Annotated in this window: 19 protein-coding genes; 10 read left to right on the top strand and 9 right to left on the bottom strand. The window is 71.7% G+C overall.

The window, feature by feature from the left end; translation table 11 throughout:
- Window positions 1-3: 3 nt before the first annotated feature.
- Window positions 4-1,455 carry a DUF6421 family protein gene (locus tag ACWGPE_RS09415; protein ID WP_452048572.1) on the bottom strand — a complete coding sequence of 484 codons (1,452 nt, stop codon included), beginning with the start codon at window positions 1,453-1,455 and terminating at the stop codon, window positions 4-6.
- A 365-nt stretch (window positions 1,456-1,820) separates the two neighbouring features.
- On the opposite strand from ACWGPE_RS09415, the gene ACWGPE_RS09420 reads away from it, so the two are divergent.
- A complete protein-coding gene (locus ACWGPE_RS09420; RefSeq protein ID WP_231429549.1) occupies window positions 1,821-2,384 on the top strand; it encodes a hypothetical protein in 564 nt (187 codons plus the stop codon).
- A 214-nt stretch (window positions 2,385-2,598) separates the two neighbouring features.
- On the top strand, window positions 2,599-3,096 hold the full coding sequence (locus ACWGPE_RS09425) for a hypothetical protein (protein ID WP_231429550.1): 498 nt from the start codon (window positions 2,599-2,601) through the stop codon (window positions 3,094-3,096).
- 56 nt (window positions 3,097-3,152) lie between these two features.
- Here the strand turns inward: ACWGPE_RS09425 and ACWGPE_RS09430 are convergent, their stop codons facing one another.
- On the bottom strand, window positions 3,153-3,659 hold the full coding sequence (locus ACWGPE_RS09430; protein WP_275505148.1) for a GNAT family N-acetyltransferase: 507 nt from the start codon (window positions 3,657-3,659) through the stop codon (window positions 3,153-3,155).
- Between the two features lie 56 nt (window positions 3,660-3,715).
- Here ACWGPE_RS09430 and ACWGPE_RS09435 point away from each other — a divergent pair, with 56 nt between their 5' ends.
- Complete coding sequence (locus ACWGPE_RS09435; protein ID WP_452048573.1) at window positions 3,716-4,486, top strand: DNA alkylation repair protein; 771 nt, start codon at window positions 3,716-3,718, stop codon at window positions 4,484-4,486.
- Between the two features lie 86 nt (window positions 4,487-4,572).
- Window positions 4,573-5,169 (top strand): NADPH-dependent FMN reductase, encoded by a 597-nt coding sequence (locus tag ACWGPE_RS09440; protein WP_376930727.1) that lies wholly within the window; start codon window positions 4,573-4,575, stop codon window positions 5,167-5,169.
- Between the two features lie 36 nt (window positions 5,170-5,205).
- Here the strand turns inward: ACWGPE_RS09440 and ACWGPE_RS09445 are convergent, their stop codons facing one another.
- The 4 genes from ACWGPE_RS09445 to ACWGPE_RS09460 all read right to left on the bottom strand — a co-directional run bounded on the left by ACWGPE_RS09445 (window position 5,206) and on the right by ACWGPE_RS09460 (window position 8,808).
- A complete protein-coding gene (locus ACWGPE_RS09445; protein WP_275505151.1) occupies window positions 5,206-6,024 on the bottom strand; it encodes an alpha/beta fold hydrolase in 819 nt (272 codons plus the stop codon).
- Window positions 6,025-6,094: 70 nt separating this feature from the next.
- Entirely contained in the window at window positions 6,095-7,393 is a 1,299-nt protein-coding gene (locus tag ACWGPE_RS09450; RefSeq protein ID WP_452048574.1) for a serine/threonine-protein kinase, read from the bottom strand.
- Between the two features lie 57 nt (window positions 7,394-7,450).
- Window positions 7,451-8,293 carry an exodeoxyribonuclease III gene (locus ACWGPE_RS09455; protein ID WP_231429556.1) on the bottom strand — a complete coding sequence of 281 codons (843 nt, stop codon included), beginning with the start codon at window positions 8,291-8,293 and terminating at the stop codon, window positions 7,451-7,453.
- 41 nt (window positions 8,294-8,334) lie between these two features.
- The gene (locus ACWGPE_RS09460) at window positions 8,335-8,808 is read right to left on the bottom strand and encodes a DUF6328 family protein (protein WP_231429557.1); all 474 of its coding nucleotides are present in this window, start codon (window positions 8,806-8,808) and stop codon (window positions 8,335-8,337) included.
- A gap of 134 nt (window positions 8,809-8,942) precedes the next feature.
- Between ACWGPE_RS09460 and cofE the strand changes: the two genes are divergently transcribed.
- The 5 genes from cofE (at window position 8,943) to fgd (ending at window position 13,544) form a co-directional block, all read left to right on the top strand.
- Window positions 8,943-9,740 carry a coenzyme F420-0:L-glutamate ligase gene (gene cofE / locus ACWGPE_RS09465; RefSeq protein ID WP_452048575.1) on the top strand — a complete coding sequence of 266 codons (798 nt, stop codon included), beginning with the start codon at window positions 8,943-8,945 and terminating at the stop codon, window positions 9,738-9,740.
- Window positions 9,741-9,824: 84 nt separating this feature from the next.
- Window positions 9,825-10,565, top strand: a complete 741-nt coding sequence (locus ACWGPE_RS09470) for a GntR family transcriptional regulator (RefSeq protein ID WP_452048576.1) — start codon at window positions 9,825-9,827, stop codon at window positions 10,563-10,565.
- A gap of 134 nt (window positions 10,566-10,699) precedes the next feature.
- A complete protein-coding gene (locus ACWGPE_RS09475; RefSeq protein ID WP_231429560.1) occupies window positions 10,700-11,698 on the top strand; it encodes a TIGR03557 family F420-dependent LLM class oxidoreductase in 999 nt (332 codons plus the stop codon).
- Entirely contained in the window at window positions 11,695-12,519 is an 825-nt protein-coding gene (gene cofC / locus ACWGPE_RS09480; RefSeq protein ID WP_452048577.1) for a 2-phospho-L-lactate guanylyltransferase, read from the top strand. Before ACWGPE_RS09475 ends, cofC begins: the two co-directional genes overlap by 4 nt.
- Window positions 12,516-13,544, top strand: a complete 1,029-nt coding sequence (gene fgd, locus ACWGPE_RS09485; protein ID WP_452048578.1) for a glucose-6-phosphate dehydrogenase (coenzyme-F420) — start codon at window positions 12,516-12,518, stop codon at window positions 13,542-13,544. The genes cofC and fgd overlap by 4 nt, the downstream gene beginning before the upstream one ends.
- A 108-nt stretch (window positions 13,545-13,652) precedes the next feature.
- On the opposite strand, the gene ACWGPE_RS09490 is transcribed toward fgd, so the two are convergent.
- Entirely contained in the window at window positions 13,653-14,135 is a 483-nt protein-coding gene (locus tag ACWGPE_RS09490; RefSeq protein ID WP_452048579.1) for a hypothetical protein, read from the bottom strand.
- A gap of 283 nt (window positions 14,136-14,418) precedes the next feature.
- Between ACWGPE_RS09490 and ACWGPE_RS09495 the strand changes: the two genes are divergently transcribed.
- The gene (locus ACWGPE_RS09495) at window positions 14,419-14,607 is read left to right on the top strand and encodes a hypothetical protein (protein WP_275505157.1); all 189 of its coding nucleotides are present in this window, start codon (window positions 14,419-14,421) and stop codon (window positions 14,605-14,607) included.
- A gap of 45 nt (window positions 14,608-14,652) precedes the next feature.
- Here the strand turns inward: ACWGPE_RS09495 and ggt are convergent, their stop codons facing one another.
- Together ggt and ACWGPE_RS09505 are read right to left on the bottom strand one after the other, a co-directional pair.
- Window positions 14,653-16,488: a gamma-glutamyltransferase gene (gene ggt / locus ACWGPE_RS09500; protein ID WP_452048580.1), complete on the bottom strand. Its 1,836-nt coding sequence runs from the start codon at window positions 16,486-16,488 to the stop codon at window positions 14,653-14,655.
- Between the two features lie 91 nt (window positions 16,489-16,579).
- Window positions 16,580-17,110, bottom strand: a complete 531-nt coding sequence (locus ACWGPE_RS09505; protein WP_231429566.1) for a hypothetical protein — start codon at window positions 17,108-17,110, stop codon at window positions 16,580-16,582.
- Window positions 17,111-17,621: the final 511 nt, after the last annotated feature.

Raw genomic sequence — 17,621 nt, forward strand, 5'->3', positions numbered from 1 at the left:
GGGTCAGACCTCGGTCTTGGCCGTGATGCCGACGGTCGACTCGATGACGGGCTTCATCTTCTTGTCGAGCGCCTCGAAGAACATCGAGAGCGGGAACTCGTCGTCCATCACGAGGTCGGTGTAGCCCTTGGGCGGGCCGGCGAGCACCTCGCGCGGCAGGCCCTCGGCCCAGACCGACGCCGGGTTCGGCGTGACGACCGACGAGACGAGCTCGTAGGCCTTGAGCCAGTGCACCGTCTTCGGGCGGTCGATCGACTCCCAGTAGAGCAGGTCGATCGCGTCGCCGAGCTCGACGACCGCGTCGGCGACCTTGTCCCAGTCGAAGCTGAGCTCGACGTCGCGCCATTCGAGCACGTGCTTCTTGTGCAGCCAGGCGAACAGCAGCTGGCCGCCGAGGCCGTCGTAGTTGCGCACGCGCGAACCGGTGATCGCGAAGCGGAAGATGCGGTCGAAGATGACCGCGTACTGCACGAGCTTGCCGGCCCGGCGCATCTGCTCCTCGACGTCGGTGAGCTCCTCGCCCTTGGCCAGGCGGGCGTCGAGCCCGCGCTGGATCTTCACCGACTCGCGGAAGGCGGTCAGGTCGCAGCGCAGCTCTTCCAGCGAGTAGAGGAAGAACGGCATGCGCTGCTTGATCATGAACGGGTCGAACGGCAGGTCGCCGCGCATGTGGGTGCGGTCGTGGATGATGTCCCACATCACGAAGGTGCGCTCGGTGAGCTCCTGGTCGGTGAGCATCTCGGCCGCGTCGGCGGGCAGTTCGAGCTTCGTGATGTCGCTCGCGGCGCGCACGACCTTGCGGTAGCGGGCGGCCTCGCGGTCCTGGAAGATGGCGCCCCACGTGAACGGCGGGATCTCGCGCATCGCGACGGTCTCGGGGAAGAGCACCGCCGAGTTGGTGTCGTAGCCGGGCGTGAAGTCGACGAGGCGCAGCGACACGAAGAGCTTGTTGCCGTAGTCGCCGGCCTCGAGGGCCGCGATGAACTCGGGCCAGATCGTCTCGACGACGAGCGCCTCGACGTGGCGGTCGAGCGAGCCGTTCTGCGTGTACATCGGGAAGACGACGAGGTGGCGGATGCCGTCGATGCGGTGACGCTGCGGCTGGAACTCGACGAGCGAGTCGAGGAAGTCGGGGACCTCGAGGCCCGCGGCCTGCCACTTGCGGAAGTCTGCCTGGAGCGCGGTGAGGTACGCGGCCTCGTGCGGGAAGCGCGGCGCGAGCGCGGCGACCGACTCGACGATGGCGTCGACGAGGGCGGATGCCTCGGCCTTGTCGGCCTCGACGGGGACGGAGCCGTCCTTCACCTGGAGCGACTGGAGCTTCGTCGCGGACTCCTTGAGGCGGAGCCAGGACGGGTCGTTCTCGACGCCGTCGGCGAGGGCGATCTGCTCGGGCGTGACGTCCTCGAGGACCTCGGGTTCGCCGACGATGGGGTCGATCGTGATGTTCGACATTGTGAACCTCCGTTCCTCGTTGAGGGATCCGATACTGCTGATGGGTGATGGCGCGCGGCATGAATCGCCGCACAACTCAAGGCTACGAGGCATCCGCTCGCGATTGATTGCGTCCCTACGCGGGAATGCTGCGTTCGGGCTCGATCCGGCGATCGAGATCGCCAAGTCGGCGCAACGGCCGCAGCCGAGCAATCATGAGAATACCTCAGCGCCTGCCCCGACCGCCCTCGGTGCCTGCACGCCTCCGGACCCGCGCCGGAACCGACCGCAGGTCCGGTGGGCGTCCTGATGTCGAGGGTCCCGCCGATCCGTAATTTGAGGATCGTTCAGATCCCCGTCAACCCCCGACAGAACAGGAGAGGACCATGAACATCAAGAAGGGCGGAGCCGCTGCGATCGGCGCCGCCGTGATCATCATCTCGATCAGCGGGTGCGCCGGAGTGCGTTCGCAGGTCGAGCAGGGCTCGGGCGCCGCGAGCATCACCTCGCTGCAGACCCAGCAGGACAGCGCCCGTCGCGAGGCCGCCCTGCAGCGGACCGCCGCCCACGGCGGCGTGCAGCAGCGCGCGACCACCTCGCTCGAGGCGCAGCAGGACGCCGCTCGTGCGGAATCCGCACAGCAGCGGGCCGCTCGTACCGAGAAGGGCGAACAGGCCGTGCAGCAGTCGTTCGACTCGCGCGCCTTCGACGCGGTGAGCCTGCAGCAGCAGGCGATCCGCGAACGCCTCGGAGAGCGTCGCGTCACGGTCTCGATCCCCGAACTCATGCGTCAGCAGAAGCAGGCCGAATCGGTCGGCGAGGCCGGCACGAACGCCGCCGACCAGCAGGGGCAGCGCCTCGCGCAGTACGCCGAGCAGTTCACCGCCCACGAGAACGCGACCCCGGTGCCCACCCCGTCGCCGCGACCGATCTCACCGCGCAATCGATGAGCCGCGACCGAGAGCGGGGCTCGTGCCTGACCGGCCGACCCCGCTCTCGTGCTGCGCTGAGGCAGCGGTGCTGATCGCACGATGCGTTCGTGGAGACGGGGCATAGCCGACCCATAGCCTTCACCCGTATCGTCGAGGCTCGGGTCGCATGCCGTCGGCCCGCGGGGCTCGCTCCCGAGCACCCGTCGTGAACGATCCGAATCGAGTCGCCCGCATGACCACTGCCCGTCCGTCCGCCCCCATTGCGCTGATCCTGCCCACGATCGCGCTCGCCGGCTCGGTGGTCGTCACCGTGATCGGCGCCCTCTCCACGAACTCGGCGACCGCGACCCTGAACGCCGCGCTCACGAGCCAGACCGGCACCGCGGCCGACGTCTACGGCAGCCAGTCGGCGATCGTCGCCTCGAGCGGCCTCGTCACCGCCGGAATCGTCGGAATCGTCGTGTCGCTCGCCCTCTTCGGTGCGCTGATCGGCTTCGGCGCCCTCTCCAAGCCCGCGGCCGAAGCGCCGGCCGACGAGGTCGAGTCGATCGACGACGACGAGTTCGACGCCGAGCCGGTCGCGGCGCCGGTGCTCGACGAGGCGACGGCCGCCGAGCCGGTCGCCGCCGCGCCCGCCACCGACGATGACGCCGCCGCCGAGCCGGTCGCCGCCGGGGCATCCGCACCGGCCGAGGCGCGCGACGCCGGAGACGAGCCCGCGCGAGCCTGACCGCTCCCTCCGTCGAAGGGCCCCCCGCACGCCGCGCGTGCCGGGGCCCTTCGCGTTCAGAGGCTCTTCGCCATGTGCAGCGACGCCGCCTCGAAGCCGAGGCTCTCGTACAGCTCGATCGCGGGCAGGTTGTAGGCGAAGACGTTGAGGCCGAGCGTCGGCGAGCCGTGCTCGCGCGCCACCTCTTCGGCGTGCTGCATGGCGGCACGCCCCAGGCCGCGCCGGCGGAAGGGCTCGCGCACGTGCACGTCCCACACCCACCAGGCGTCGCCGCCCTCGGCCCACGGGCCGAGCCAGAGCCAGCCGGCATCCTCGCCGTCGACGAAGATCGCGAGCAGCACATGACCTGGCTTCATCTCGCCGTCGGCGAAGAAGCGATTCGTCGACGCCTCGACGGCCGCCTTCGCCTCCGACGGGGTGTCGCCGGCGCGCAGCCGCGCCGCCTCGTAGTAGGCCATCGACTCGGGCAGCCACATGCGCAGGTCGTCGCCCGTGATCGGGCGGAATTCGACGACCTGGTCGTCGGCTGCTGCTGGCTCGGTCTCGGTGATCGCTTCGCTCATCGCTCCATCGTGGCCGATGCCCCGCCGAGAGGGAAGGGCCGCGGTAGCGTACCGGCATGACGGATGCCTCGCCCGCGGCCCAGGGCGCCGACGCCGTGCGCGCCGCGCTCGCAGAGGCGGCCGACCCCGACCGGGTACCGCAGCTCGCACGGTTCTTCAAGACCGGCCCCGGAGGCTACGCCGAAGGCGATCGCTTCATCGGGGTGACGGTGCCCGAGACCCGCGCGGTCGTGCGCCGCTTCACCGAGCTGCCCCCCGCCGAGGTCGATGAGCTCCTCGACAGCCCCGTCCACGAGCACCGCCTCGCGGCACTGCTCGTCATGGTCGCGCAGTTCGGCCGCGCGAGCCGCACGCGCACGCGCGACGAGGCGGCTCGGCTGCGACTGCACGACGCCTACCTCGCGGCGGTGCGACGCGGTCGCGTCGACAACTGGGATCTCGTCGACAGCTCGGCCGAGGTGCTCGTCGGCGAGGTGCTCTTCACGAGCGCCCCCGTCGAGCAGGTCGAACCTGCGCTCGTCGTCGAGCTCGCGGCATCCCCTTCGGTATGGCCGCGCCGCGTCGCGGTGCTCGCGACGTTCGCGGCGACGAAGGCGGGCGATGCCCGCCCGGCGCTCGCGATCTCCGAGCGGCTGCTCGACGATCGCCACGACCTCATCCACAAGGCGGTCGGCTGGATGCTGCGCGAGGCGGGCAAACGGGTGGACCGGGCCGAACTCACCCGGTTCCTCGACGAGCACGCGGCCCGGATGCCGCGCACGATGCTCTCGTACGCGACCGAGCACCTGACGCCCGACGAGCGGACGGCCTACCGCGCGATGCGCTGACCTCGCGGATCCCCGCCGGGTCGTGCCTCTGGCGGGTCGCCGCGAGCGGGTGCAGTCTGGAACCCACGAGACGAGGGGGTTCTCACATGCAGGTCGACATCATCCACCACGAGCCGCCCTATCGGGTCGGGGTCTTCATCGGCAGCCTCGCGAGCGACTCGATCAACCGCACGCTCGCGAAGGCGCTCATGCGAATCGCGCCCGAGGAGTTCGCGTTCGACGAGATCGTCTACCGCGACCTCCCGCTCTACAGTCGCGACTACGACCCCGACTACCCGCAGGTCGCGCGCGACTACAAGGCCGCGATCCAGGCGTCGGATGCGCTGCTGTTCGTCACGCCCGAGTACAACCGCTCGGTGCCGGGCCCGCTCAAGAACGCGATCGACTGGGCGAGCCGCCCCTGGGGCGAGAACGCGCTGACCGGGCGTCCGTCGGCCGTCATCGGCGCCTCGCCGGGGGCGCTCGGCACGGCGGTCGCCCAGCAGAGCCTGCGCAGCATCCTGAGCTTCTGCAACGCGCCGCAGATGAACGCGCCGGAGGCGTACATCCACGTGACGCCCGGGCTCATCACCCCCGACGGCGAGGTGACGGTCGAGAGCACCGAGGAGTTCCTGCGGGTGTTCATGCGGCGCTTCCTCGAGTTCACGACGCGCGTGCTCACGGTGCTGCCGCGGCCCGACTGACGCGACGGGCGAGTCGGGCCGCGCGGGCGGAGTCGGCTAGAGCCCGTGCTCGTCGAGCCAGCGGCGGAGGGCTGCGCCGACCTCGTCGGCCCGTTCGACGCTCGGCAGGTGCGCGGTGCCCGCGACGCGGATCCCGGTCGCGTGCGGCACGGACTCGACGATCGCCTCGTACTGCACGGCGAAGGGCGTGAGGTCGTGCTCGCCCACGATCGCGAGGGTCGGCACGGCGATCTCGCCGAGGCGCTCGGCAGCGGGCGGGTCGAGCGGCACCTGCTCGCCGTCGTCGGCCACGTGCGCGATGTTCGGCTCGGCGAGCTCGTGCGCCCGGGCGAGGAACGCCGGGTCGAGGTCCGACTCGCCTCGCCCGGTGCCGACGGCGAACAGTGCCGTCTCGAGCCGGATGTACCCGGCCGGGTCGGCCAGCGGGTCGATCGCATCGACCGCGTCCATGCGATGCTGCTCGTCGGGCGTCGGCGCCACGTCGGGGTGGCCGCCGATGCGCGCTCCGATCGTGACGAGGCCGGCGACGCGGTCGGGAGCCGCGAGCGCGACGTCGATCGCGAGCGCCCCTCCGCGACTCGCACCGACGACGGTCGCCCGCTCGATGCCGAGGTGGTCGAGCAGCGCGATCGCGTCGTCGTGGTTGGCGAACGGCACCGAGAAGTCGTGGCTCGTGCCGCCGAACCCGCGCGGGTCGTAGCGCACCACGAAGTGCTGCGCGGCGAGGGCCTCGGCCTGCTCGTCCCACATGCGCAGGGTCGCGATGCCGGCCGGGATCAGCAGCAGGGCGGGGTCGGAGACGGCGCCGGCCGTCTCGTAGCGGAGTCCGGCGCCGGGGAGTTCGAGAACGGGCATCCCATGATGCTAGGGCTCGGGGCGTCGCCCCGGCGAACGGGCGCCGGGGGCGCAACGGCGTCGACCCCGCTCAGTCGTCCTTCTTCCCCTTGCCCTTGTCGTCCTTGTCGCCGTCGTTGCGGTTGCCGCCGCTGTTGCCGGGCCCGCTGTTGTCGTCGTCGGCCTCGGTCGGCGTCGGCGTCGGCGTCGCGGTCTCGCTCGGCGTGCTCGAGCCGGCCGGCGTCGTCGGCGTCGGACCGATGTCGGCCTCGCCGCCCGTGGTCACCGCACCGATGACCGCGTGCGTGATCAGCACGATCGCGACGGCGGCGATCGCGAGGGCGGCCACGACGAGGGCCGGTCGACGCCGACGCGAGCGACGATCGCCCTCGGGGGCATCGCGTTCGTCGGCCGGCATGGCCACGGTGGCCCCGGTGGCTCCGTACGCGCCGGACAAGCCGGCAGCCGTCGCGCCGGCCGCAGCCGAGCCGACCGCGACCGGCAGCACCCGCGTCGGACCCGTCGCCGTGCCGCCGGCGTCGTACGTGTCGAGGCGTCCGGCGGCGACAGCGACCTCGAGCGCCGAGGGTCGCGCCTCGGGCTCGCGCGCGGTCATCGCGCTGAGCAGCGCGACCCAGTCGGCGCCGAGCGCCTCGGGGATCTCGGGGTCGCGGACGAGCCTGGCGCCCGCCGCCTCGGCCGCGGGGCCGGGGAACGCGGTGCGGCCCGTGCGCGCCTCGAGCGCGAGCAGCCCGAGCGAGTACACGTCGGAGGCCGGGCCGGCCGGCGTGCCCCCGACCTGCTCGGGGCTGACGTATCCGGGGGTCCCGACGAGCAGCCCGGTGCGGGTGAGCCGGGCGTCGTCGATGAGCCGGGCGATGCCGAAGTCCGCGAGCTTCGCGTTCCACGTGCGCGCGGGCAGGTGAGCCGGTTCGAGCAGCACGTTCGCGGGCTTCACGTCGCGGTGCACGATGCCGCGGTCGTGGATGACGTGCAGGCCTTCGCCGAGGTCGGCGAGCATCCCGGCCGCGTCGGCCGCGTCGAGCGGCCCGTGCCGAAGCGCCTCGCGGAGGTCGCGTCCCTCGACGAGCTCCATCACGAGGTATTCGCGCCCGGTCGCGGGGTCGCGGGCGGCGTCGTACAGGCGGACGAGCGCTCGGTGCTGGAGGCTCGCCAGCAGCGCGACCTCCGAACGCCGTCTCGCGGCGTCGTCGATGCCCTCCGCGGCCTCGGCGAACAGCTTGACCGCGACGGCGCGGCCGAGCGACTCGTCGTGGGCGCGGTAGACGCTCGCCATGCCGCCTCGGCCGATGAGCGCCTCGAGCCGGTAGCGCCCGCCGAGCACCGCCCCGATGAACGGGTCGGCGCCGGGATGGTGCGTGCTCGTCACGTCTTCGAGCGTATCCCGCTCGCCTGCGTCATGACTGGGGGTTGCGGTCGGGGCGAGTCAGCCGAAGATCATCGGCAGGTCGCCGTCGTCGTCGCCGAGTTCGAGGTCGACGAGCACCGGCACGTGGTCGCTCGGGGCGTCGCCCTTGCGCTCGTTGCGGTGGATCGACGCGCCGGTCACGGCGTCGGCGAACGCCTTCGAGCCGAGGATGAAGTCGATGCGCATGCCCTCGTTGCGCGGGAACCGCAGCTGCTTGTAGTCCCAGTAGGTGAAGAGCCCCTCGGGCACGTGCGGCCGCACCACGTCGGAGAGCCCCGCGCCCTCGAGCGCGAAGAACGCAGCCCGCTCTTCGGGCGACACGTGGGTGGTCTGGCCGACGACGACGGTCGGGTCGCCGTTGTCGACGTCGAACGGCGCCACATTGAAGTCGCCCATGAGCGCGAACGGACGCTCGGGGTGGGCCGTCGTCTCGGCGCGGGTGTACTCGGTGAGCGCGGCGTACCAGTCGAGCTTGTAGGTGAGGTGCGGGTCGCCGAGCGCGCGGCCGTTCGGCACGTAGAGGCTCCAGAGCCGCACATCGTCGACGGTGGCGCCGATCGCCCGTGCCTCTTTCGGCAGGTCGGGCCCGTCGTGGCCCTTCAGGAAGCCCGGCATGCCGGGGAACTCGATCTCGACGTCGCGGATCGGCGTGCGACTCGCGATCGCGACCCCGTTCCACTGGTTGAGCCCGTGCAGCGCGAGCTCGTAGCCGGCCTGCTCGAACGCCTCGTGCGGGAACTGCTCGGGCTTGCACTTGATCTCCTGCATGGCCAGCACGTCGACGTCTTCGCGCACCATCCAGTCGACGACACGGCCGACGCGGGTGCGGATCGAGTTGACGTTCCAGGTGGCGATGCGCATGGGTTCCAGCGTAGGTCAGGCCGGCGACACCACGAGCCGCGTCAGTCGCCGCTGCGCGCGAGCACCGGCACCACGATCCAGACCGCCGCGACGGCGATGAGCGCGACGGCGATCGCGATGAAGCCGGCCTCGCGGCTGACCGCGACGTCGAAGATGAGCCCGGCGACGCCGACCGCGAGCAGCGACACGACGCCGAGCAGCACGAACAGGATCCGGTTTCCCGTGCGCACGAGGCGATCCTTCTGGCGGCGCCCGTAGAGCATGCGGTGCAGGATCACGGGTGCGAGCCCGAGCACCGTGGCGAGGCCGGCGAGCCCGACGAGCGTCAGGTAGAGCACGAGCTCGTACTCGTCGAGGTCGGCGAAGCGGGGCTGGAAGGCGGCCGCCAGCAGGAAGCCCGAGATGAGCTGCGTGCCCGTCAGCACGGAGCGCAGCTCCTGCAGGATGTCCGCCCAGTTGCGGTCGAGGCGCTCGGTCGGCGTCTCGTTCCGCGCGGCGGAGGTGTCGGTGGCCATACGCGATCGTATCGCCGCGGCATCCGGTCGGTTCAGGCCCTTGCCCGCGACCCGCCCGCTATGGCAGGGCCGGTGAACTGCCAGAATGGTTGCGCCGCCACCCGGCGGCAGCGGAGTCCGATGGGGGAGCGTCCATGGCTGCAGGTTTCAGCGTCGAGGGCGTCGACGGGCTGCCCGAGATCTCGAAGGGCGACGACCTCGCCGCGCTCATCGCGGGGGCGACCGACCTCGCCGACGGCGACATCCTCGTCGTGACGTCGAAGATCGTCTCGAAGGCCGAGGGGCGCGTCGTCGAGGCATCCGACCGCGAAGCCGCGATCACCGCCGAGACCGTGCGCGTCGTCGCGACGCGCGAGTACGACGGCGGCATCACCCGCATCGTCGAGAACCGGCAGGGCATCGTGGGTGCCGCCGCCGGGGTCGACGCCTCGAACGCGCCCGACGGCACCGTGCTGCTGCTGCCCGTCGATCCCGACGCCTCCGCACGCGATCTCGCGACCGGCCTGCGCGCGCTCACCGGGCACCGCGTGGGCGTCATCCTCTCCGACACGCTCGGCCGGCCCTGGCGCGAGGGGCAGACCGACCTCGCGATCGGCGCGGCCGGCGTGCACGTCTTCGACGACCTGCGGGGCGGCACGGATGCCTCGGGCAAGCCCCTCTCCGTGACGATGCCGTGCGTGGCCGACGAGATCGCCGGCGCCGCCGAGCTCGTGAAGGGCAAGTCGTCGGGGGTGCCGGTCGCCATCGTCCGGGGGCTCGACCGCTACGTCGGCGACCTCGACCTGCCCGGTGCGCGCTCGATCCAGCGGCCGAGCGAGCGCGACCTGTTCCGGCAGGGCGCCGACGAGGCGTACGACGAGGGGTACCGCGCCGGATTCGACGAGGCCCAGGCCGAGGGGTCGCTCCGCTCCACCTCGGAGGACTTCGAGTAGGGCGCCGCCCATCGGCGCATCGGCTTCGGCTTTTGGATCCAAACCCTGTGCCCGCTGCCGGTTCTTCCGATACATTCGGTTGCCATGAGCGAACTCACCGCCCCGACGGGCCGGACCCCGGGCTCCGGGCTCGACGCCGACGCCCTGCAGCAGCTCGCCGGCAAGCACCAGACGGGCTATCGCTCGGTCGGCGTGATGGTCTACGACATCCTGCGCGATGCGATCCTCAACGGCACGCTGCCGCCGGGGCAGAAGCTGCGGCAGGAGACGCTGGCCGAGTCGATCGGCGTCTCGCGACTGCCGGTGCGCTCGGCGCTCATCCAGCTCGAGGCCGACGGGCTCGTCGAGTTCCACGAGCGGCGGGGCGCCGTGGTGAAGTCGCTCTCGGCCGACGTCGCGCGCGAGGTGTACGACATCCGTACACTCCTCGAGGTCGAGGCGCTGCGTCGCTCGATGGCCGAGATGACCCCTGAGCGCCTCGAGCGGCTGCATGCGCTCGGGCGCACCGCCGACGCCGAGGAGGAGGGCGCCGACTTCGTCGACGCGCGCACCGAGTTCTACGCCGAGCTCTACGACGCCGCCCGCCGGCCCGTGCACTGGGAGATGATCGAGCAGCTGCGCCTCAAGGTCGGCCGGTACGTGCTCGGCTGGCGTCTCGTCGACGGCGCGGAGCACGGGCACTCGCATGAGGAGCTCATCGCGGCCGTCGAGGGCGGCGACGTCGAGCACGCCGTCGGCGTGCTGCGCTCCCACCTCGAGCACGTGCGCGACGCGGTGCTCGAGTTGCTCGACCGCGAATCGGCCCCGGCGCCCGCGCGCCGCTGACGCGGACGGCGCGAGTGCGAGGCGTCCGCGTGCTCTTGCTTTTTGGATCCAGTATCCGAAACAATGATTCACGACGCACACGAGGAAATGCCTCGGCGTGACGCCGCCCGGTCGACCCGCGAGAGGATGGAGGAGTGTCAGTGCACATCGGCTACGCCGCCATGCTCGAGCAGTTCCCTCCCGCCGAGGCGGTCGCGCTCGCCGCGCTCGCCGAGCAGCACGGGTTCACCGGGGTCATGGCGACCGACCACTTCCAGCCCTGGACTCCTCGCCTGGGGCAGGCCTCGCACGTCTGGAGCGTGCTCGGCGCGCTCGGCGAACGCACCCGCGGCGACTTCGGTCCGGGCGTGACGACGCCGACCTTCCGCACCCACCCCGCGGTCGTCGCCCAGGCCAGCGCGACGCTCGCCTCGATGTACCCCGGCCGGCACTGGCTCGGCATCGGCTCGGGCGAGGCGCTCAACGAGCACGTCGTCGGCCAGTACTGGCCCGAGGCGCCCGACCGCATCAACCGCATGTTCGAGGCCGTCGAGCTCATCAGGAAGCTGTTCACCGCCTCGATCGCCGGCCGCGACGTGCGCCACGCCGGCCCGAGCTTCAAGCTCGAGACGACCCGGCTCTGGACGATGCCGCCGGTCGCCCCCGAGATCTACGTCGCGACCGCCGGGCCCGTCACCGCGCGCCGTGCCGGCCGCGTCGCCGACGGGCTCATCACGACGACCGGGCCGATGGACCGGCTCGAGGCGCTGCTCGCGCGCTTCGCCGACGGTGCGCGCGACGGCGGCCGCGACGTGCGGCGCATGCCGAAGATCCTGCAGCTGCACCTGTCGTGGGCCTCGACCGATGGCGACGCGATGCGCAACGCGCTCACCGAATGGCCGATCGCGGGCATGCGGTTCGGGCGCAGCGACATCCGTTCGCCGTTCGAGTTCGAGCAGCTCGCGCGCACGGTGCGCCCCGAGGACTTCGAGGGCCGTATGGTCGTGTCGGCCGACCCCGACCGGCACCGGGCCGAGATCCAGCGGTACCTCGACCTCGGCTTCGATCGCATCTACCTGCACAACGTCGGGCGCAACCAGGCCGAATGGCTCGAGGTCTTCGGCCGCGAGGTGCTTCCGGGGCTGCGCGCATGAGCGGCGCCGGCATGGATGCCTCGGCCGAGTCGCTCCCGCCGGCCGGGCCGACCGCGCAGGCGCGATCGGCCGACTGGACCGTCGTCGTCCCCGTCAAGGCGTTCGCCGCGGCGAAGACCCGGCTCGGGCCCGTCGTACCCGCCGAGGCGCGTGCCGCCCTCGCCAGGGCGTTCGCGCTCGACACGATCGCGGCGGCACGCGCCGCTCGCAACGTCGGTCGCATCGTCGTCGTCACCGGCGAGGTCGACCTCGGGTCGCCGCTGCCCGACGGCGTCGAACTCGTGCGCGAACCGCAACCGGCACCGGCCGAAGGCCACGCCCCACCGGACGGCGCCCAGGCGGGCTCGCCCGCCCGCCCCGCCCCGACCGGGCTGACCGCCGCGATCGACGCGGGGGTCGACCACGCCCGCACCCACGGGCTCGCACCGGTCGCGGTGCTGCTCGGCGACCTGCCCTCCCTCCGCACGAGCGAGCTCGAGTTCGCGCTCGAGGCCGCCGCCAGGCATCCACTCGCCTTCGTCGCCGACGCCGACGGAACCGGCACGACCCTCGCGACCGCCGCGGAGGGCGTGCCCATGCGCCCCGCGTTCGGCGAGCAGTCGGCGGCACGGCATCGCGAGGCCGGCTTCGCCGACCTCGCGGGCAGCGCCCCCTTCGCGAGCCTCCGCCGCGACGTCGACACCGTCGAGGCGCTCGAGCGCGCCCTGCAGCTCGGCGTCGGCGGGCGCACGGCCGAAGCGGTCGCCGTGCTCGCCGAGGGATCGCTGCCGCACACCGGGTTTCGACCGGCTCAACCAGCAGAAAGAAGGAGCACGACATGACCCTCACCCTCGGATACAAGGCCAGCGCCGAGCAGTTCGACCCGCGCGAGCTCGTCGAGATCGCCGTCGCCGCCGAAGGGCACGGCATGGAGTCGGTGTTCACGAGCGACCACTTCCAGCCGTGGCGCCACACCGGCGGGCACGCGCCGTTCTCGCTCGCGTGGATGGCCGCGGTCGGCGAGCGCACCTCGACCGTGAAGATCGGCACGAGCGTGATGACGCCGACGTTCCGCTACAACCCGGCGGTGCTCGCCCAGGCGTTCGCGTCGCTCGGCGTGCTCTACCCCGACCGCATCATCGCGGGCTTCGGCTCGGGCGAGGCGCTCAACGAGATCGCGACCGGCTTCCGCGGCGCGGGCGAGCAGGACTGGCCCGAGTTCCGCGAGCGCTACGCCCGGCTCCGCGAGTCGGTGCGCCTCATGCGCGCGCTCTGGAAGGACGAGGGGCAGGTCAGCTTCGAGGGCGAGTACTACTCGACGCACGACGCCTCCATCTACGACCGGCCGGATGTCGCGGTGCCGGTGTACATCGCGGCAGGCGGACCGCAGGTCGCGAAGTACGCCGGGCGTGCCGGCGACGGCTTCATCTGCACGTCGGGCAAGGGCGCCGAACTCTATGTCGACCAGCTCATGCCGGCGGTTCGCGAGGGCCTCGCGGCGCGCGACGACGGTCGCACCTTCGACGAGTACGACCGCATGATCGAGATCAAGCTCTCGTACGAGGAGGACCTCGACACCGCGCTCGGCAACACCCGGTTCTGGTCGCCGCTGTCGCTCTCGAAGGAGCAGAAGCATGACATCACCGACCCGGTCGAGATGGAGCGCGCCGCCGATGCGCTGCCGATCGACGTGATCGCCAAGCGCTGGATCGTGGGCACCGACCCCGACCGGGTGACCGAGCAGATCGGGCAGTACATCGACTGGGGCTTCAACCACCTCGTGTTCCACGCGCCCGGGCACGACCAGCGCCGCTTCCTCGAGCTGTTCGAGCGCGACCTGGCGCCGCGGCTGCGGGCGCGCGGCTGAGGCGGGCTGTGCGGGCCCGCCCGCCGGTCGACATGTCGGAGGATTCGCTCGTTCAGCGCTGAGTTGAGCGGTTCGCGGCAGATTCTCCGACATTTCGGCCGGGCGAGCTCAGCTGATCGGCAGACGCTTCGGCGTGAAGGTGGGCTCAGTCGGCTGGGCGCCGCGCCGGGGCAGCCTGGCGGCGGAGTTGAGATAGAGGAACGCGAGCACGCCGAACTCGACCAGGCTGAAGACGCTGACGACCAGGGCGGTCCTGGGGGCGGTCGGGCCTGAGAGTTCGAACACGAGACCCAGCAGGGAGGAGACGGTGACCACGGCGAACAACACGCCGAGGTTTCGCGAGAGCGTCCGTCGCGCGGTCATTTGCCACCACGGTCGAGGGGGCGCGATGGGCTCGCCGCGGCCACGGAAGATGCGGGCGCCGTAGAGCACGGCGACGATCGTCCAGACGGTACTGATCGTCATGAACCAGGCATCGCTCATTCCGATCGCTGTCGCGGCCGGTGCCGGAATCGGCAGCAAGTACGCGGCGACGACATACACGAGCTTCCAGCCCCAGTGGGTGATCCTGAGATCGAGGATTCGGCGCAACGGTGCTCCCTGCAGTGCGGTGGAGCAACGATAGCGTGCCTTCGGCTGAACGACGTGCAAGAATCCCTCGCGTGAGCAGCCACCCACCGCCGCCCGACTCCGTTCAGCCGGGTTGGTAGGCGGACCCCATCGCGGGCGACATGCTGCGTTGGTGGGATGGGGCCGGAGTGGTCGGAAACCGAGTTCAAGCTCGCTCGCCCGGTGATCCCGGCCCTGACGACACAAGTTCGACGGGATCCGGCTCGGCCCATTCGGCCGGATCGGTACGCTGTTCGACATCGCCATGTGCGGAGTGCTCGTCGTCGGCGGACTCGTGATCGCCCTGACGGCGCACCCGTTCGGATGGGGTCTGATGGCCGCCGGCATCGGGCTCGAGCTCGTCTTCATCGCCGTGGCGATCGTGGTTCGTCGGGTCACGTGCCGCAGCGCCTCACGAGGGCGATCTGGGGTCGACGAGTCCGAGCGGCGCTGAATCAGCACGAACCGCAGCGATGAGTCCGCTGACGAGCCCCCGCACTCACCCCGCCGGCTCGACCACCAGCCCCGTGCCGCCGCCGCGGCGCATTGGTTCGGCTGCCGCCGTCATGAGCCCGTCGGCGTCGACCTCGATCGCCGCGACGGCGCCGATCTCGGCCGAGGTCGAGAACGTGTGCCCGTACTCGGCGAGCGCCGCCTCGTAGGCCGCCCGGAACGCCGGCTCCGCCGCGACCGCCGCGGTGTTGCGCTGCGAGGCGCGCGGGGCTGCGACCGCCTCGGGCAGGGTCATGCCGAGGTCGATGCGGTTCACGAGCACCTGTGCGACGGTCGTGATGATCGTCGACCCGCCGGGCGAACCGACGACGTAGCGCACCTCCCCGCCGTCGAGCACGATCGTCGGCGACATCGACGAACGCGGGCGCTTGCCCGGTTCGACGATGTTCGGGTCGGCCGGGTTCGGCACGAAGCTGAAGTCGGTGAGCTCGTTGTTGAGCAGGAACCCGCGCCCGGGCACCGTCATGCCCGAGCCACCGGTCTGCTCGATCGTGAGCGTGTACGCCACCGCGTTGCCCCACTGGTCGACGACCGAGAGGTGCGTGGTCGAGATGTTCTCGGTGTCGAGCGGCTCGTCGAGCGCGGCCGTCGCGCAACCGGCCGCATCGAGCGGTGCAGGGGGAACGGGCTTCACCGACGCGGCATCCGGGTCGATCACGCAGGCCCGCGCGTCGGCGAACGACTGGCTCAGCAGCGTCTCGGTCGGCACGTCGACGAAGGCGGGGTCGCCGACGTAGGCGTTGCGGTCGGCGAAGGCGTGCGCCGTGGCCTCGAGGTACAGGTGCAGCGCCTGCACGGGGTCGGCGCCCGCGAGATCGAAGTTCTCGAGGATGTTCAGCGACTCGCCGACGGTCGTGCCGCCCGACGACGAGGGGGCCATGCCGTAGACGTCGAGACCCCGGTACTCGACGTGCGTCGGCGCCTGCTCGAGCACCTCGTACTCGGCGAGGTCATCGGCGGTCAGATATCCCGGGTAGACCGGCAGGGTCGCATCGGGGGTGGTGATCGGCGCCTGCGCGACGGCGGCCATCTCGTCGGCGAGTGCACCCTCGTAGAACACGTCGGTACCGCCGAGCGCGATCTGGCGCATGGTGCGTGCGAGGTCGAGGTTCTTGAAGACGCTGCCGACCTTCGGTGCGTCGCCACCCGGCAGGAAGAGCTCGGCCGTGGCGGGGAAGGCCGCGAACCTCGCCTGGTTGGCGAGCGTCTGGTCGCGGAACGTCTGGTCGACGACGAACCCCTTCGTCGCGAGCAGGATGGCCGGCTGGAGTGCGTCGCGCAGCGACGTCGTGCCGAACTCGTCGAGCGCGGCCTCCCAGGTCGCGAGGGTGCCCGGCGTGCCGACGGAGAGCCCCGAAGAGACCGCGTCGGCGAACGCGTAGGGCGCGCCCGTCGCCGGGTCGATGAAGGCGTCGCTCGGCATCGCGGCGGGTGCGGTCTCGCGACCGTCGATCGTCGACACCTCGCCGGTCTCGGCGTCGAAGTAGACGAGGTACCCGCCGCCGCCGATGCCGGCGCTGTACGGCTCGGTCACCCCGAGCGCGGCAGCGGTGGCCACTGCCGCGTCGACCGCGTTGCCTCCGTCGCGCAGCACCTCGAGGCCGACGGCGCTCGCCGAGGCATCCACCGACGAGACCGCACCGCCGAACCCGGTCGAGGTCGCCGGGGCCGGTGGTGCCGGCCGCCCGGTGACGGCGGTCCCCGCTGCGGCGGTGTCGGCCGTCGCACCGGTCGGTGCGGCGAACGCCGCGAGCGAGAGCGCCGCGGCGATGGCGATGATGCTGCGGCCGGCCGCGAAGCGGCCGCGATCGACGTTGACCATGGGGACCCCCCGAAGTGGTGACATCTGCGCGTTCGCCCTCACGCTAGACCCGGGGCGCGGGGGCGGCAAGCCCCTTTGTGCCTTCGCGGGGTCAGTGCAGGCCGGGCCGGTTCACGCTCGGCGGGATCGCGCAGTAGTCGTAGTAGTACCGGGTCGGCACGGCCGGATCGCTCACGTCGACGATGACGGACGCACCGGAGTGCGGCAGCTCGTCGCCCGCGAGCGTCCACACCGAGAAGTGCCAGACGCCGCGCACCGTGTCGTCGAGCAGGTGTCGGCCGTCGACGACGAGCACTACGTCGTCGCCCTCGGCGCCTACCAGCGTGCGGGCACGGAAGGGGTCGACGAGTTCGGCCCGCAGGGTCGCCTCGTCGACCGTGCCGACACTGCTGCGCACGACGGTCGTGCCGTGCCGGTGGCCCGCCGTGCTCGCGTCGGTCGGGCCGGGTGCGAGGGCGAGGCGGGCGGCGACCGCCGCCGCCAGCTCATCCGCCAGGCGAGCGGATGCCTCGGGGTCGGCGCCGTCGACCGCGATGAGGCGGCGCCCGCGGCGGGCGTTGTGCAGGAACTCGTCGGCGATCCACTCGATCGTCGGCAGCGGGCCGACCTGCATCGGGCTCATGCGCCAAGGCTACGCCGGTCGTTCGCCGCATTGCCGTGCCGTGCCGTGCCGTGCTCCTGCACGTGCAGCGGGGCCCCGCTCGACCCGGGCTGATGGTCGCCGAATTCGTGCGGTCGGAGGTCCGGTAGCGGCGATGCAGCGGTCTCCGCCTCGGCGTGCTGAGGCGTGGTCGCTCCGTGCGCGGTGTGGATTTGTGGATGTGTGGACGTGCGCGGTGTGGATTTGTGGATGTGTGGACGTGCGCGGTGTGGATTTGTGGATGTGTGGACGTGCGCGGTGTGGATTTGTGGACTTGTCGACGTGCGCGGTGTGGATTTGTGGACTTGTCGATATGCACTGCGGGAGGTGAGGCCCCGCCCTCGGCAGGTCCGGGTTCTGGGCTCGAGGCTTGAGGCTCCGTGCTCGACGCTCCGTGCTCCGTGCTCCGTGCTCGACGCTCCGTGCTCCGTGCTCTGTGCTCCGTGACCTGGGCTCCGGGAGCGTGGTCCGAACGCGTGTGCAGCGCGAACTC

It is taken from the genome of Agromyces sp. NPDC055658 (assembly GCF_053618155.1).

Excerpts from the sequence above, each read along its gene's own strand:
- ACWGPE_RS09495 (WP_275505157.1), top strand. The coding sequence starts at position 14,419 with ATGTGCGGAGTGCTCGTCGTCGGCGGACTCGTGATCGCCCTGACGGCG.
- ACWGPE_RS09505 (WP_231429566.1), bottom strand. The coding sequence starts at position 17,110 with ATGAGCCCGATGCAGGTCGGCCCGCTGCCGACGATCGAGTGGATCGCC.
- ACWGPE_RS09445 (WP_275505151.1), bottom strand. The coding sequence starts at position 6,024 with ATGCCCGTTCTCGAACTCCCCGGCGCCGGACTCCGCTACGAGACGGCC.
- ACWGPE_RS09455 (WP_231429556.1), bottom strand. The coding sequence starts at position 8,293 with ATGCGCATCGCCACCTGGAACGTCAACTCGATCCGCACCCGCGTCGGC.
- ACWGPE_RS09470 (WP_452048576.1), top strand. The coding sequence starts at position 9,825 with ATGAGCGAACTCACCGCCCCGACGGGCCGGACCCCGGGCTCCGGGCTC.
- ACWGPE_RS09430 (WP_275505148.1), bottom strand. The coding sequence starts at position 3,659 with ATGAGCGAAGCGATCACCGAGACCGAGCCAGCAGCAGCCGACGACCAG.
- ACWGPE_RS09425 (WP_231429550.1), top strand. The coding sequence starts at position 2,599 with ATGACCACTGCCCGTCCGTCCGCCCCCATTGCGCTGATCCTGCCCACG.
- fgd (WP_452048578.1), top strand. The coding sequence starts at position 12,516 with ATGACCCTCACCCTCGGATACAAGGCCAGCGCCGAGCAGTTCGACCCG.
- ACWGPE_RS09460 (WP_231429557.1), bottom strand. The coding sequence starts at position 8,808 with ATGGCCACCGACACCTCCGCCGCGCGGAACGAGACGCCGACCGAGCGC.
- ggt (WP_452048580.1), bottom strand. The coding sequence starts at position 16,488 with ATGGTCAACGTCGATCGCGGCCGCTTCGCGGCCGGCCGCAGCATCATC.
- ACWGPE_RS09435 (WP_452048573.1), top strand. The coding sequence starts at position 3,716 with ATGACGGATGCCTCGCCCGCGGCCCAGGGCGCCGACGCCGTGCGCGCC.
- cofC (WP_452048577.1), top strand. The coding sequence starts at position 11,695 with ATGAGCGGCGCCGGCATGGATGCCTCGGCCGAGTCGCTCCCGCCGGCC.
- ACWGPE_RS09420 (WP_231429549.1), top strand. The coding sequence starts at position 1,821 with ATGAACATCAAGAAGGGCGGAGCCGCTGCGATCGGCGCCGCCGTGATC.
- cofE (WP_452048575.1), top strand. The coding sequence starts at position 8,943 with ATGGCTGCAGGTTTCAGCGTCGAGGGCGTCGACGGGCTGCCCGAGATC.
- ACWGPE_RS09440 (WP_376930727.1), top strand. The coding sequence starts at position 4,573 with ATGCAGGTCGACATCATCCACCACGAGCCGCCCTATCGGGTCGGGGTC.
- ACWGPE_RS09415 (WP_452048572.1), bottom strand. The coding sequence starts at position 1,455 with ATGTCGAACATCACGATCGACCCCATCGTCGGCGAACCCGAGGTCCTC.